Raw genomic sequence first — 15426 nt, 5'->3', positions numbered from 1 at the left:
CGTCCGTGACGGTTCGATCGACTTTCTCAGACGCTGGCAACGCCAGGCGCGAGGAAGCGCTTGCCGTTGACGGCTTCGGAGGTGCCGGTCCGGTCCAGGTACGGCGTGATGCCGCCGTTCCAGAATCCGAATCCGCCGCCGAGCAGCAGGCAGAGGTCGATGTCCTCGGCTGCCGCTACGACGCCCTCGTCGAGCATGATCTGAATTTCCTCGGCGAATGCACGACGTGTGCGCTCGAGGACCTCTTCCGAGGTGGACACCTTGTCACCCTGCGGCCACAGCGCGGCGACCTCGGGATCGACGGCCTGACCGTTCTCGCCCCAGGTCCACACGCCGGGCTTGCGAGCCTCGACGAGTGCTTCGAGTCCCGGTGAGCTCTTGAACCGGTCAGGGTACGACTCCTGCAGGGTCTCACCGGTGTGCAGAGCCACTGCGGGTCCGACGAGGGCCAGCAAGGTGAACGGCGACATGGGCATGCCGAGTTCGGCGATGGCATTGTCCGCGACGTCGAAGGGGGTGCCTTCGTCGACGGCGGACATGACCTCACCCAAGGTGCGGGTGACGAGGCGGTTGAAGACGAAGCCTGCCTTGTCGCCGCAGAGGACGGCGGACTTCTTCAGCGACTTCGCGGTGGCGAAAGCCGTTGCGAGAGTGGCATCGTCGGTCTTGCTGCCCTTGATGATCTCGAGAAGGGGAAGAACGGCAACCGGGTTGAAGAAGTGGAAGCCGACCACACGCTCGGGATGCTCGAGGCCGGACGCCATCTCCGTGATGGAGAGTGAAGACGTGTTGGTGGCGAGGATGGTTTCGGGAGCGATGAACTGCTCGAGTTCCGCGAAGACCTTCTTCTTGACGTCCATGTTCTCGAAGACGGCTTCGATGACGAAGTCGGTCTTGGCGAACGCGGCCTTGTCGAGGGAGCCGGAGACGAGCGCCTTGAGGCGGTTCGCAGCGTCGGGGGACAGGCGTCCCTTGCCCTGGAGCTTCTCGATCTCGGTGTGGACGTAGCCGACACCCTTGTCGATGCGTTCCTGGTCGATGTCGGTCAGGATGACCGGCACCTTGAGCTGGCGGACGAAGAGCAGCGCGAGCTGGCTGGCCATGAGGCCGGCGCCGACGATGCCGACGCCGCTGACCTTACGAGCGAGCGAGCGGTCGGGTGCTCCGGCGGGACGCTTGGCGCGCTTGTTCACCAGATCGAATGCGTACAGACCCGCGCGGAGTTCGTCCGTCAGGAGGAGGTCGGCAAGAGCCTCGTCCTCGGCCGCGAAGCCCTTGTCGAGCGAGGCGGCATCGGTGATGTCGGTGCTGCGAGCCAGTTCGAGCAACTCGACGGCCTTGACGGCGCCGGGAGCGTTGCCCTTGGTCTTGCCGTCGACGATCGCCTTCGCGCGAGCGATCGCGTCGTCCCAGCCCTGGCCACGATCGATCTCGGGGCGAGCGGGGGTCACTGTGCCGGCGAGGACCTGCGACGCCCAGGCGAGGGACTGCTCGATGAAGTCGGCAGAATCGAGAACGACGTCGACGACGCCGAGTTCGAGTGCCGTCTTGGGGGAGAGCACCTTGTTCTGGTTCAGCGAGTTCTCGATCACCACGGTGACGGCGTTCGACGGGCCGACGAGGTTGGGGAGCAACTGCGTTCCGCCCCAACCGGGGACCAGACCGAGGAATGCTTCCGGAAGACCCAGTGCGCCCGCATTGGCGGCAACCGTGCGGTAGTGGCTGTGCAGTCCGACCTCGAGGCCGCCACCCAGAGCGACACCGTTGATGAAGGCGAACGTGGGAACGGACGACTCACGCAGGCGTCGGAACACCTTGTGACCCAAGCGGCCCAGCTCGAGTCCCTGCTCACGAGAGGTGATCGCGGGAACACCCTTGAGATCCGCGCCGGCGGCAAAGATGAACGGCTTGCCGGTGACGGCGATGGCAACCGGGTTGGCGGCAAAGGCTTCGTCGAGGGCGGCGTCGAATGCTGCGAGTCCGCCGGGACCGAAGGACGACGGCTTGGTGTGGTCGAAGCCGTTGTCGAGGGTTATCAGTGCAAACGGGCCCTCGATGCCGGGGACCGAGATGATCTTCGTGTAGGCGTTCGTCACGACCTCGTCGGCGAATGCTGTTGCAATATCAGACATTTAGTTAACTCCTGCCTGGTAGTCAGCGTGGTTCGGGTTCTCCCAGATGACGGTTCCGCCCATGCCGAGGCCGATGCACATGGTGGTCAAGCCGTAGCGCACGTCGGGGCGTGTCGCGAACTGGCGGGAGAGCTGCGTCATCAGGCGAACGCCCGAGGAAGCGAGGGGGTGGCCACACGCGATGGCGCCGCCCCACTGGTTGACGCGCGGGTCGTCGTCGGCGATTCCGTAGTGCTCGAGGAATGCGAGGACCTGAACGGCGAACGCCTCGTTGATCTCGAAGAGTCCGATGTCCTCGATCTTCAGGCCGGTGCGTGCCAGCAGCTTCTCGGTGGCGGGAACCGGGCCGATTCCCATGACGGCGGGGTCGACGCCCTGGTAGGCGAAGCCCACCATGCGCATGCCGACCGGTAGTCCGAGCTCGGCTGCGGTGTCCTCACCGGCGAGCAGGGCGGCGGTGGCGCCGTCGTTGAGTCCGGCGGCGTTACCGGCGGTGATGCGTCCGGCCGGGCGGAACGGCGCCTTGAGCTTCGCGAGATCTTCGACGGTGGTTCCGGGGCGCGGCGGCTCGTCCTCGGTGGCCAGGCCCCAGCCTGCAGAACTGCGGGTGGCGACGGGGACCAGGGTGTCGGCGATGAAGCCTGCCTTCTTGGCAGCGTCGTACTTGTTCTGGCTGTTCACGGCGTAGGCGTCCGTGCGTTCCTTGGTGATGGTCGGGAACCGGTCGTGCAGGTTCTCGGCGGTGTTACCCATCACGAGGGCACTCGGATCGACCAGGCGATCGGCGAGGAAACGAGGGTTGGGGTCTGCGCCCTCACCCATCGGGTGGTGACCCATGTGCTCGACGCCACCGGCGATCACGACGTCGTACTGGCCGAAGCCGATGCCCGACGCGGTGGTGGTGACAGCGGTCATCGCGCCGGCACACATGCGGTCGATGGCGAAGCCGGGAACGGTTTCGGGGAGACCGGCGAGGATCGCGGCCGTGCGGCCGATGGTCAGGCCCTGATCACCGGTCTGCGTGGTGGCTGCGACGGCCACTTCGTCGATCCGCGCGGGATCGAGCTGCGGGTTACGACGAAGCAGCTCACGAATCGCCTTGACGACGAGATCGTCTGCGCGTGTGTCGGCGTACATGCCTTTCGGGCCGGCCTTGCCGAACGGGGTGCGAATGCCGTCGACGAAGACGACGTTGCGTTGGTTGTTTGTGGATGGAGCCACGCGAATTCCTCCTGATGGAGCTGCCCACCGCACCGAAGGGCGGTGAGACGTTGGTTCGGCGATCACGGCCAGGCGTCCGGCCTCGTATCGAGCGTACTACTGCCCATTACTGACCGGTAACTTAACGTGCCGAATTGCTCCAACTTCACACCGGGGTCAGGTCAGGATTCAGGCGCTTCGGCCTCGGGTTCGGCCGGGACCACGGAGTTCAGTGCCTCGGCGAGGACAGGAACCGTCAAAGTGCGTTGCCAGCCACGTGCGCCTCCCGAAGTGAGCTTGGTCTCGATCGCACTCTCGACTTCGGCGATGTCCGAGTCGGGTTCCAATTTCCAGTCCCAGCACAGGCGCCTGACCAGGTCGGGTTGGAGCAGATTCTCCACCGGTACCGACACTTCTTTGCTCAGGTCCGACAGTGCGGCTCTGGCCGCCGTCAAGCGGTCCGCTGCCGCCGGATCCTGGCGGGCCCAGCGACCGGCGGCCGGAGGTCCGACGATGGGCGGGGTCTTCGGCGGAAGCTCGCTGTCGGGGAGCCTGCGCGCAGCTTCCAATGCGTCCATCCAGACACGTGAATACCGGCGTTGACGTGGTCCGCCGAAGACGGGAAGCGAGCGGAGCGCGTCCAACGACTGGGGATCTTTGAGGGCGGCATCGATGATCGCGGAGTCGGGAAGAACTCGGCTCGGCGACACGTCACGCTTGCGTGCGAGATCCTCACGGGCTTGCCACAACGCCCGCACCGCCGCCAACTGGCGCGTGGTCTTGAGCGAGGTGATGTGCGACGTACGACGCCAGCGGTCCGGTTTGGGCTTGGGTGGTCCGGCCAGACGGATGTACTCGAACTCTTCCTTCGCCCATTCGAGCTTGCCTTGGGATTCGAGTTCGGCTTCCATTGCGTCGCGCAATTCGAGAAGCACTTCGACGTCGAGGGCGGCGTAGTTCAACCAGGCGTCCGGCAGTGGACGTGTCGACCAGTCCGCAGCCCCGTGACCCTTGCGAAGTTCCACTCGCAGAGTTCGTTCCACAATCGCGGCGAGTCCGACTCGCTCGAACCCGGCCAGTCGACCGGCAAGTTCGGTGTCGAACAGCTCGGCCGGTGTCAGGCCCAGTTCGGCGAGGCCGGGGAGATCCTGATCGGCAGAGTGCAGCACCCATTGCAACGGGTTGATCACCTCGGCCAAAGGCTGCAGGTCTTGCGCTGTCGGAATCGGGTCGAGCAGGAACGATCCTGCTCCTTCGCGTCGGAGCTGGATCAGGTACGCCCGTGCCGAATAGCGGAATCCGGATGCCCGCTCGGCGTCCACCGCGAGCGGGCCGTGACCGGAAGCCAGCGCGGCCGCGGCACCGGAGACGCCGGCGGCAGTGGTGATGACTTCCGGAACTCCGTCACGCGGTACGAGCAGCGGAACTACGTCGGAGGTGGGCTCGGTCGCATCATCGGTGACTTCGGACATGGTCATTGACTCTACGTCGCAGTGGGGACAGTGGTTGTCACCTCAGCGTCGAACAGTTCGTCGAGAGCTGCCCCGAAACCTTGCGCGAGCTGGTCCAATTCGGGTGCCAGATCGGAGCAACTGACGATGCCGACGTCGAGTTTTCCGTCGAGCGACATCACCGTGACGTTCAGGCCCGCCCCGTGGAAGATCGGGCCGAGCGGGAACATTCCTTTGATCTGTGCACCGAGGAAGTAGAGCGGGACCGGCGGCCCGGGCACGTTGGAGACCACCAGGTTGGACACCACCGGATGACGCTCGGCGAGCTTGAGCGACGAGTACACGCGCATGGCGGCGCCGAATACCGCCGGTGATGCGAACTGTGACCAGTCCTGGAGCATGTTCGCGCCCAGGGCTTCGTTGTGGTTCTTCGAGGTGGCGTTGTAATCGCTGATCGCGTGCAGGCGTTCGACGGGATCGGCGATCTGGGTGCCCAGTTGCGTGAACATGCCCGAGATCTGGTTCGTGCCCGGCCGGTCGGACTTGCCGTGAACCGAGACGGGCACCATGGCGACGAGGGAGTCCTCCGGTAGTTCGTCCCGGTCCTCCAGATACTTACGCAGAGCTCCGGCGCAGAGCGCCAGGACCACGTCGTTGACCTTCACGCCGTGGCGGTCTTTCACGGCTTTCACCTTCGCGAGATCGAGTTGGCTGAACGCGACGTTGCGGTGGCCGGTGATAGCGCCGTTGAACGAGGTCCGCGGCGCGGTGAACGGCGCAGGCATGGCTTCACCCTTGCGTGCACGCGTCACCCACTTGGGGAGCATGGCGATTCCGCCGGGGACCAGACGGGCAATTCGTGCGGGCCGTGCGACGACGGCCATGAGTCCGCCGATCGCGATGTCGAGAGTTCCGGCGTCGCCCGCGCCCTGGGCATCGGGATCCACGAGAGCCGGCGAATCCGGTTCGAGGCTGCACAGCTGAGCCAGGATGTTTGCGCCGGTGACACCGTCGGCGGCGCTGTGGTGGATTTTCGACATGACGGCGATCTGCCCGTCGGCGAGGCCCTCGATGACCCACATCTCCCACAGCGGACGGGACCGATCCAGCGGCTGGCTGGCGATGTGTCCGGCAAGTTCCGCCAGTTCCGCGTGCGTTCCCGGCGCGGGTACCGCGGTTCGATGGCAATGCCGCTCGATGTCGAAATCGTGGTCGTCGACCCAGACCGGGTAGTCGAGATTGAGGCGAGAATCTTTGAGTTTGCGCCGGAAGGTCGGCATGGTGGCCATCCGCGAGTCCAACTCGCGGAGGAGCTTCCGGTAGTCGTAGCCGCCCGGAATGGTTGTCGGGTCGAGCAGGACAAGTCCACAAACGTGCAATAGCTGGGTCGGTGTTTCCAAGTAGAGGAAGGTCGCGTCGAGTCCGCTGAGACGTTGCATGACTCATTCTAGAACAGGTTCTAGTAATTTTCCGGGGAAATGCGTAAACGAGTAGCGGAGTCAGTCGCTCTGCCGCGACAGCGTGGTTATCCCGGCGGGCGGAAGCCCTGCCGCGTATGCCAGGACTTCACAGAAGGCCTCCACGTGGTGAGCCAGTTCGGAAGAAGTTGCAGTCCAGGACGCTCGCAGCTCGAGCTGATGGGCCCGGGGCGGCCCGGCGATGTCGCCGTACCGCACCGACGTGGTGGCCGTGACCGTACCGCCCAGGGCGACAAAAGGTTCCGGGCCGGCCTCGAGTGCATCCACCAGCCAACTCCAGGCTACTTCGGGAAGCAGCGGATCCGCGGCGACGGCTTCGTCGAGATCGGCTTGGATGTAGGCCACCAATCGCATGGTCCCGTTCCACGCCTCGTCGCCGTCCGGATCGAACAACAGGATCAGGCGGCCGAAGGCGTCACCTTCGGACTGCTCTGCCACGACGTCGGAGTCCGGGTGCAGAACCTCGGCTCCCACGGCGTGACTGTACGGAGCGAGACGCTGCGGCGGGCGGATGGGACCGACCTCTATCTCGGGCCGAACCCGCGCAGCGGTCATCGCCTCCACGGCGGCACGGAACTCGGCCGGGTCGGCTGTCGATCCGGATGTCGTCACAGGTCAGGACGTTAGTCGGGGATGTGGGCGGGGAGGTGGAGGCGCGCCGACCGAGAGTGGCCCGGGTGTGTGGCCGCTCACGAACCGCTCGGGTGTCCGATCCGGAGTGCCGGGCATGGCAGCATTGAGTCGATCGAAGACACACGTTGGCGGAGAGCGCGAGGACTGATGAGCGGGTTGGACAACATGAATTCAGGCACCACCGGGTCGGCGGAATACAGCGCTCGGCGAGTCTTGCCCGACGCACCGTTGCTTGCCGCGGCGACCGGACGCACTCCGAGTCGGCGGCCGGTGTGGTTCATGCGCCAGGCCGGGCGTTCGTTGCCCGAGTACCGCGAGATCCGCGCAGGGATCGGCATGTTGGAATCGTGCTTCGATCCGGCGCTGGTCTGCGAGATCACGATGCAGCCGGTGCGTCGTCACGACGTGGATGCGGCAATTCTGTTCTCGGACATCGTTGTTCCGCTCAAGGCCGCGGGAATCGATCTCGACATCGTTGCCGGTGTCGGACCCGTGGTTGCCAATCCGATCCGTTCGATCGCCGACGTCGCAGCGCTCCCGCGACTGGTCCCCGAAGAGGTCGGGGCGATCGCGCAGGCCGTTCGACTTCTCACCACCGAGTTGGGCTCCACGCCGCTGATCGGCTTTGCCGGAGCACCGTTCACCTTGGCGTCGTATCTGGTCGAGGGTGGTCCGAGCCGGAACCACGAGAAGACCAAGGCGCTCATGCACTCCGATCCGAAGACCTGGCACGCGCTGCTCGGAAGCCTGGCCGACACCACGATCTGCTTCCTGCAGGCGCAGCTCGAGGCTGGTGTCGACGCGGTTCAGCTGTTCGACTCGTGGGCGGGCGCCCTCTCGCTCGCGGATTACCGGGAATTCGTACTTCCGCATTCCGAGCGAGTGTTCGCCGAGGTTGCCGCTGCCGGCGTTCCGCGTATCCACTTCGGTGTCGGTACCGGTGAACTCCTCGGGGCGATGGGGGAGGCGGGCGCCGACGTCGTGGGTGTCGACTGGCGGATTCCGCTCGACGTCGCCGCCGGTCGTGTCGGCCCCGGCAAGGCTCTGCAAGGCAATCTCGACCCCGCCGTCCTGTTTGCCGGCCCCGAGGTGATCGATCGCGAGGTGCGTCGGATCGCCGCCGAAGGTGACCGTGCGATCGAAGCCGGCGCGATCGGCCACATCTTCAATCTCGGCCACGGCGTTCTGCCCGACACCGATCCGTCGGCGATCACGTCGGCGGTGGAGCTGGTGCACTCGCTGTGACGACCACTCGGCCGTCGGTCGCGGTGATCGGAGGCGGAATCTCCGGTCTGGTTGCCGCGTACCGGCTTCGGCGCAGTCTGGGCTCCGACGCCGACATCACGGTTGTCGACGACTCGCCGCGACTGGGCGGGAAGCTGCGGACGATAGATCTGGGCGGCGGCCCGGTCGACATCGGTGCCGAGGCGTTCATCGCCCGGCGGCCGGAGGTGCCTGCGCTTCTCGCCGAGCTGGGACTGACCGATCAGATCGTTCATCCTGCTGGGCTGAGCCCGTTGATCTGGTCTCAGGGCTCACTGAATCGGTTGCCGGCCGGAACCCTGATGGGAATCCCTGCGTCGGCCGAGTCGGTGAGAGATCTTGTCGACGGGCAGACCTTGGCGCGCATAGCCGCCGAGGCAGGCGTCCCGTTCGAGTGGACCCGGGGTTCCGATTGCAGTGTTGCCGAACTGGTTTCGCAACGATTCGGCGATCAGGTGGTCAGCCGATCGGTGGATCCACTGCTGGGCGGGGTGTATTCGGGGCTGGCGGACACCATCGGCGTGCGAGCAGCATTACCGACGCTCGCTGCGGCGCTCGATGCCGGGGCTCGTAGCCTCACGGCTGCAGTCGCCGCGGCATTGCCGACGCCTGCACCCGGACCGGTATTCGGAGCGCTCAGGGACGGTTACGGCATCCTGCTCGATGCGCTGCGGGAGGCCGCAGACGCGAAGTTCGTCCGAGGAGAGGCCTCGGGGTTACGCAGAGACGGGACGGGGTGGAACGTCGATCCGCTCGGCAGCGTCGACGCGGTGATTCTGGCTGTCCCGGCTCCGCGGGCAGCGACGTTGTTGGCCGGAGTCGATCCGGGGATCGCGAGTATCGCGGCGCGGATCGAACTGGCGTCGTCCGTGGTGGTCGCGCTCCGCTTGTCCGGGCAGGTCGAACTTCCGCAGAATTCGGGGATCCTGGTTGCCACCGACGCCGACCTGACCGCCAAGGCGTTCACGCTGTCGAGTCGAAAGTGGACGCACCTCGCTGATCGCGGCGAGCATCTCGTTCGCGTCTCGTTCGGTCGATTCGGTGCATCGGAGATCGTCCGCCGGCCGGATGGAGAACTCATCGAACTCGCGCGCGCCGATCTCGAGACCGTGACCGGAATCACCGAGGTGCCAACAGCGAGCTTCGTGCAGCGGTGGCACGGAGGTCTTCCCCAGTACGCCCCAGGTCACACGGAAATCGTGGCCGAAATCGAGTCCGGGATGGCGCAGTTCGACGGCCTCGAAGTGGCCGGGTCGTGGCTGCACGGCGTCGGGGTTCCGGCGTGTGTCGCAGTCGGCACGACGGCGGCTACACGGATATTCGAGCGAGTGGCACGATAGACCCATGGCACGCCTTGATTTCGACAAACTGAACTCTGAAATCCGTTACCTCATGTTCTCCGTGTTCCAGGTGGAACCCGGTGTGCTGGGCGATGATCGGGAAGCTGCGGTCAAGGACGCCCGCTTGTTCTTCGAGGGTCTCGAAGACAAGGGCGTCGTGGTTCGCGGCATCTACGACGTCGCCGGCTTGCGCGCCGACGCGGACTTCATGATCTGGACCCACGCGGCCAGCATCGAGGAACTGCAGGCCGCGTACGCGGATTTCCGTCGCACCACGGTCCTCGGTCAGGCGAGTGCTCCCATCTGGAGCAACTCGGCGGTGCACCGCCCCGCGGAGTTCAACAAGAGCCACGTGCCCTCTTTCATCGCGGGTGAGGATCCGGGCGACTACATCTGCGTCTACCCGTTCGTCCGCTCGTACGAGTGGTACCTGCTCCCCGACGAGGAGCGTCGCAAGATGCTCGCCGATCACGGTATGGCTGCTCGTTCGTACAAGGACGTTCGCGCCAACACGGTCCCGGCCTTCGCTCTGGGGGACTACGAGTGGATTCTCGCGTTCGAAGCACCTGAGCTCATCCGTATCGTCGATTTGATGCGCGACCTGCGTGCCACCGAAGCGCGCTTGCACGTTCGCGAAGAGGTGCCGTTCTTCACCGGTCCGCGCGTGGACATCGAGAAGTTGGTTCTTTCCCTTCCCTGATCTACCTCGAAAGTAGTTTCTGTGACAACTGCACCGAACCGGCGTCGTCAACACATGTCCCATTGGGGAATGTTCAGCGCCGAATCGGTCGCCGGCGAGGTGACCGCCGTGCATCCGTACGAGGGTGATTCGAATCCTTCGCCGATGCTCGGCAACCTCGCCGGTTCGGTGCGCAGCCGGTCACGCGTCACGGGTCCGGCGGTGCGTCGGGGTTGGCTCGAGAACGGGCCGGGTCCCAGCGACCGGCGTGGAGCCGACGAATTCGTCTCGGTCACCTGGGACGAGCTGACAGAACTGCTCGCGCGTGAATTGCGTCGCGTGGTCGACACGCATGGAAACAACGCGATCTTCGGCGGCTCGTACGGCTGGGCCAGCGCCGGTCGATTCCATCACGCGCAGAGCCAGGTTCACCGATTTCTCAATCAGCTGGGTGGATACACCAAATCGGTCCACAGTTACTCGCTCGGAGCCACCGGCGTGATCATGCCGCGAGTGGTGGGAACACACTGGAAGTTGTTCGCGCGCTCCACGTCGTGGGACGTCATCGCGAAGCATTCCGATCTCCTCGTCTCGTTCGGGGGAGTTCCGATCAAGAACACCGGCGTCAATGCCGGTGGTACGAGCGGTCATCCGACACTCGGGGCGCTCGACGCGTTTCGGGCTCGCGGCGGAAAGATCGTCTCGTTCAGTCCGCTGCGTGACGACGTCGAGGGTGACTGTGAATGGATCGCACCCGTCCCGGGAACCGATGTGGCGATCATGCTCGCAGTGGCCTTTGTCCTGGCGTCGGAGGGTCTGCACGATCGCGAATTCCTGAACCGCTTCTGCGTCGGTTACGAACGCTTCGAGGATTACCTGCTGGGACGCGCCGACGGTGTACCGAAGGATCCGCGCTGGGCGCAGGAGATCTCCGGGGTGCCCGCCGAGTTCGTCACCGACTTGGCTCGGCGAATGGCGTCGGGCCGGACGCTGGTCACGGTCACGTGGTCGTTGCAGCGCATCAAACACGGTGAGCAGGCGCCGTGGATGGGGGTGACCCTCGCCGCGATGCTCGGCCAATTCGGGCTTCCGGGTGGCGGTTTCGGGCACGGCTACGGTTCGATGAACGAGCCGGGTCTGGCTCCGGTGCCGTATCCGTTGCCGACCTTCTCTCAAGGTGTGAATCCGGTGTCGGATTTCATTCCGGTAGCCGCGATCTCCGATCTGTTGCTCTCGCCCGGTGAGGAATTCGACTACGACGGCAGGCGCCTGACCTATCCGGATATTCGGTTGGTCTACTGGGCTGGTGGTAATCCGTTTCACCACCACCAGGATCTCCCGAGGCTGCGACGGGCATTTGCGCGTCCGGACACGATCGTCGTTCACGATCCCTACTGGACGCCGATGGCTCGCAGCGCCGACATCGTCGTCCCGTCGACCACTTCGCTCGAACGAAATGACCTGAGCTGCACACGAAATGATCCACTTCTGGTCGCGATGCAGCAGGTCGTTCCTCCCTTCGCGAACTCGCGCGACGACTACGACACGTTTGCCGATCTGGCTTCCGCACTCGGATTCGGGGAGCAGTTCACCGAGGGGCGATCCTCACAGGAGTGGATCGAGCATCTCTACGATCAATGGCGCCCGTTCGTCGATGCAGACGGCGGCAACACACCGACGTTCGAGGATTTCTGGTCCGACGGGCACTACCGGATGCGAACCGAGGACAACCTCGTGCTCTTCGGTGACTTCCGCGAGGACCCCGAGAAGTATCCGCTCTCGACTCCGAGTGGGAAGATCGAGATCTTCTCCGAGACCATCGAGTCGTTCGGCTACGCCGACTGCGCCGGCCATCCGCGCTGGTACGAGCCCGACGAGTGGTTGGGCGGACCGCGGGCCTCGCAATTCCCGCTTCACTTGATCGCCAACCAGCCCAAGACGCGACTGCACAGCCAACTCGATCACGGTGCTGTCAGTCAGGCGTCGAAGATCAAGGGACGCGAGCCGATTCGTATGCACCCCGATGCCGCCGCCGCGCGCGGCGTCTCGGCTGGGGACGTCGTGCGCGTGTTCAACGATCGCGGGGCATGCCTGGCTGGTGTGATCGTCGATTCGGATTTGCGGAGCGACGTCGTCCAGTTGTCGACCGGTGCGTGGTACGACCCACTCGATCCTGCCGATCCCGACTCTCTGTGTGTTCACGGAAATCCCAACGTTCTGACGCCGGACATCGGTACGTCTTCGCTTTCGCACGGGTGCACCGGCCAGCACGTTCTGGTGCAGATCGAGAAATTCGGAGAGGTACTGCCACCGGTCAAGGCGTTCGATCCGCCGGTGCTTGGTTCGCGCTGACGGAACCGATCGGCCACCTCCCGCGTCGAACCTCGTGAGCGCCTGAATCAGGCGTCACGATCTATCGAAGGTGGGGGCCATCGTGAATGCAACGGATGTTGGTTCGATGCGGGGGCGGGTCGAAGTTCTTCGGGCCCAGATCGATTCGATGCAGGTCGAACTGTTGGAGCGAACACGATCGCTGGCGGACTTGCAGGAGAAGATCGCTCGAGCGACGGCGACCGTGCATTCGAGCGACGGTAGCGTGGAAGTGGTCGTGGACGCTTCGGGCGCGACCGTGGGAGTCACCCTCTCGGCGAGCGCCTACGGCAAGCATTCGCCGGTAGCGTTGGGGAATCTGATACTGGCTACCGCCACATCCGCGGCGGAGGACATGCGCCGACAGGTCGCCGAGATGTCGAGTCCGTTCACGGAAGCGGCCGGAATCGATTTGCCTGACCTCGTCCCCGGTGTGCTCGGATTGCGTGAGATTCTCGCGCCTCGTCCGGCGTCGGTGCCGGCAGGCGGCGACGAGAACTGGGACCGCACCGTTCTGAGGAGCTCCGGCAATGTCTGAACTGGGCGTGGACGTAGCCGCAATGAAAAGTGCTGCACCTGCATTCGAGGCAGTTGCGGCCGATCTCGACGAGGCGCGGAGTGCTCTGGAAACAGCGGCCGGCGTCGAAGAGGGTTGCTGGGGAGCTGACCAGTTCGGAACCGCATTCTCGGACGCATATGTTCCCGGTGCGTCGTCAGCGGTCGGTGGGATGACATTGATCGCGGGTGCGCTTCGAGAATTGACCGCCGCGCTGATCGAGATCACCGATCGGTTCGAAGCGATCGACACCTCGCTTGCCGACGACCTGGCGGGTGGGCTCTGATGGGACTCGAGATTCCGGGCTGGTTACAGGCGGTTGCGTCGGTCGCGGTGGGCAGTGACTGGCCGCAAGGAGACGAAACGGCACTGTGGAGGTTGGGTGATGCCTGGTCAGACGCGGCTGATCGGATCGAGGCTTCGGCCGCTGCCGGTGGTTATGGTTTGCAAGCAGTACTGGCTTCGATCGACGGTCGAGCCGGCGACTCGTTGTCTCGGTATTGGTCGGAGGCCGGGGGAGTTGCGGAGGTCTTCGAGCGGTTGTCCTCTGCTGCAGCCGAACTGGGGCAGTCATGCACCGATACGGGCACGGACATCGAGTACACCAAACTGTCGATCCTCGCGGCGCTGAGCGCACTGGCGCTCGAGATTGCCGCCATGGTGGCGGCCGCTGTCCCGACACTGGGTGCGAGTACAGCCGGAATCGTGGCGGCTGAGGTCGCAACAACACTCACGGTCCGAATGTTGTTGCAGCAATTGTTGATACGAGTGATCGAGGCTGCAGCAGTGGAAGCTGCCGCAGCCGTCTTCTCCGGTCTCGCCATTCAACTGGGTCAGATGACAATGGATCATCGCCAGTCGATCGACGGTGGCAAGGTCATGACCGAAGGGCGCGACGGTTTCGTCAAAGGACTGGCGAACGGGGGGTTGAAGACGACGCCGGATCGTGTCGGGCCTGACCCGAACCCGCTCCCGACCGGTTCGAGGTTGCAGGAGATCGCACGGGGCGCTTTCGACGACGCGGTGTCGGGAGCGTCCGCTGCGATCGTGACGAAGGAAGTCACGGGCGGCGATGCCTCGTTGACGGACATCACGTCCGGCGCGATCGGTGGTGGGATCGGGTCAGTCAAGGACGGTCTCGTCGCTCGCAACGAGGACCTGAACGCGGCCGGTCTGAGCCCGACCGCGCTGAACTGGGACTTCTGAGTCGAAGTCTCGATCCGTGGGCTACTCCCGTGATTGGGGGTAGCCCACGACCCGGCTGGTGATTCAAGCAGTCAAGCGTGTGAGCTGGAACCGAAGCAGATCTTTCGGTACCAAAGGTTTCACGTTCAAGGCGAAACACATGCCAAGCTGGTGGCGCTGGTAATGAGGCGTAAGTCATGAGCCTGATCCCGAAGTCGTATCCCAGCTACGTAGACGTGTACGCGAAGGTCTACGAGGTGGATTGGGAAACGGGGGAGACGATCGATGGATGGGATTACGAGAACCCGCAAACGTATCGATGCATTGTGACAAGCCTCAAACCAGACAATGCGCTGGAAGATTTCGGTGCTGACTACTGGAAGACCATGCCGGTGAAGGTAGAGCTTCGAGAGCTGGTACCTATGGATAGTCGCATGGGTAATATGCGCAGTGCGTTAGATGGTGATCAGTACTTCGAGGATATGGTGTTCAATATCGTAAACGTCAACACTCAGATCGACATACTGGGCAGTACGGTATGTCATGAGCTTTATGGTGAGCTATTCGTCGGGTGAATTATGATATAATTGATGAAGGAATTACTCACAGTGTTTCCTCTTTTCAGAGAGTGCCGTCGCCTGGTAGGGGTGGCGGCACTTTCATTTCAATCCTGTTTCGATTCGAACCAGCCTGATCAGGTTGTTGGTGTGGTTTTCTAGCTCCTTTTGGTCTACGTGTGGTCTCAATGTGGGCACGTCGGCCTGCTCGAATCGCGTAATCATTTCTTGGCTGATGCTATGTAGATTCTGTAACTTGCTCGCAGCATCGCATGTTTCGCGGCTGCCCGCGATACGGATCTGCACCAGGTCGAACACCATTTCTCTTTCGAGCTTGAGCAGAATGTTTGACTGCGCATTACTCATGTCGTCGTAGTCCCCAACGAGCGCCCAGTCGCGGATTGACTCGTTGCGGCTGGTCGACTTCTCGATCAGCGACGCGACTGATCGTGTGAGCATCTCACGACGGCTCTTGTCCACCTCACGCCTGTTCATCGACCACTGGGTGTAGAAGGCGACGCTGACAGACACGACCAACGCGACTACTGACAGCAGAATCGAGAGTTGATTGCCCATCAGTTC

Annotated in this window: 14 protein-coding genes; 8 read left to right on the top strand and 6 right to left on the bottom strand. The window is 63.9% G+C overall.

Features of this window, described 5'->3' with window-relative positions; all coding sequences use genetic code 11:
- Positions 1-26 precede the first annotated feature (26 nt).
- From DBV08_RS29265 to DBV08_RS29245, 5 genes are all read right to left on the bottom strand, one after another.
- Entirely contained in the window at positions 27-2132 is a 2106-nt protein-coding gene (locus DBV08_RS29265) for a 3-hydroxyacyl-CoA dehydrogenase NAD-binding domain-containing protein (RefSeq protein ID WP_124569720.1), read from the bottom strand.
- Entirely contained in the window at positions 2133-3353 is a 1221-nt protein-coding gene (locus DBV08_RS29260) for a thiolase family protein (protein WP_124569719.1), read from the bottom strand.
- Positions 3354-3514: 161 nt separating this feature from the next.
- Entirely contained in the window at positions 3515-4804 is a 1290-nt protein-coding gene (locus DBV08_RS29255) for a ribonuclease D (RefSeq protein WP_095970733.1), read from the bottom strand.
- Between the two features lie 11 nt (positions 4805-4815).
- Positions 4816-6222 (bottom strand): wax ester/triacylglycerol synthase family O-acyltransferase, encoded by a 1407-nt coding sequence (locus tag DBV08_RS29250; RefSeq protein ID WP_095970516.1) that lies wholly within the window; start codon positions 6220-6222, stop codon positions 4816-4818.
- Between the two features lie 60 nt (positions 6223-6282).
- Complete coding sequence (locus tag DBV08_RS29245) at positions 6283-6873, bottom strand: DUF3000 domain-containing protein (RefSeq protein WP_095970515.1); 591 nt, start codon at positions 6871-6873, stop codon at positions 6283-6285.
- A gap of 186 nt (positions 6874-7059) precedes the next feature.
- Here DBV08_RS29245 and hemE point away from each other — a divergent pair, with 186 nt between their 5' ends.
- The 8 genes from hemE (at position 7060) to DBV08_RS29205 (ending at position 14862) form a co-directional block, all read left to right on the top strand.
- Positions 7060-8139, top strand: a complete 1080-nt coding sequence (hemE, locus tag DBV08_RS29240) for a uroporphyrinogen decarboxylase (RefSeq protein ID WP_397488238.1) — start codon at positions 7060-7062, stop codon at positions 8137-8139.
- On the top strand, positions 8136-9497 hold the full coding sequence (locus DBV08_RS29235; protein WP_124569717.1) for a protoporphyrinogen oxidase: 1362 nt from the start codon (positions 8136-8138) through the stop codon (positions 9495-9497). Before hemE ends, DBV08_RS29235 begins: the two co-directional genes overlap by 4 nt.
- A gap of 4 nt (positions 9498-9501) precedes the next feature.
- Positions 9502-10197, top strand: coding sequence for a hydrogen peroxide-dependent heme synthase (hemQ, locus tag DBV08_RS29230; RefSeq protein WP_019748269.1), 696 nt, complete (start codon positions 9502-9504; stop codon positions 10195-10197).
- A 54-nt stretch (positions 10198-10251) separates the two neighbouring features.
- Positions 10252-12528, top strand: coding sequence for a molybdopterin-dependent oxidoreductase (locus tag DBV08_RS29225; RefSeq protein ID WP_185564977.1), 2277 nt, complete (start codon positions 10252-10254; stop codon positions 12526-12528).
- A gap of 82 nt (positions 12529-12610) precedes the next feature.
- The gene (locus DBV08_RS29220) at positions 12611-13084 is read left to right on the top strand and encodes a YbaB/EbfC family nucleoid-associated protein (protein WP_260395812.1); all 474 of its coding nucleotides are present in this window, start codon (positions 12611-12613) and stop codon (positions 13082-13084) included.
- A complete protein-coding gene (locus tag DBV08_RS29215; RefSeq protein ID WP_124569714.1) occupies positions 13077-13388 on the top strand; it encodes a hypothetical protein in 312 nt (103 codons plus the stop codon). Before DBV08_RS29220 ends, DBV08_RS29215 begins: the two co-directional genes overlap by 8 nt.
- The gene (locus tag DBV08_RS29210) at positions 13388-14308 is read left to right on the top strand and encodes a hypothetical protein (protein WP_124569713.1); all 921 of its coding nucleotides are present in this window, start codon (positions 13388-13390) and stop codon (positions 14306-14308) included. Before DBV08_RS29215 ends, DBV08_RS29210 begins: the two co-directional genes overlap by 1 nt.
- Before the next feature lie 176 nt (positions 14309-14484).
- Positions 14485-14862 carry a hypothetical protein gene (locus tag DBV08_RS29205; protein ID WP_124569712.1) on the top strand — a complete coding sequence of 126 codons (378 nt, stop codon included), beginning with the start codon at positions 14485-14487 and terminating at the stop codon, positions 14860-14862.
- 84 nt (positions 14863-14946) lie between these two features.
- Here DBV08_RS29205 and DBV08_RS29200 read toward each other — a convergent pair whose 3' ends face one another.
- Positions 14947-15420: a hypothetical protein gene (locus tag DBV08_RS29200; RefSeq protein WP_124569711.1), complete on the bottom strand. Its 474-nt coding sequence runs from the start codon at positions 15418-15420 to the stop codon at positions 14947-14949.
- Positions 15421-15426: the final 6 nt, after the last annotated feature.

It is taken from the genome of Rhodococcus sp. KBW08, assembly GCF_003852455.1.
GTDB classification, from domain to species: Bacteria; Actinomycetota; Actinomycetes; order Mycobacteriales; family Mycobacteriaceae; genus Rhodococcus_F; species Rhodococcus_F baikonurensis.
Note: the sequence above shows the minus strand (reverse complement) of the source record. Positions and strands in the feature narration are given on the sequence as shown.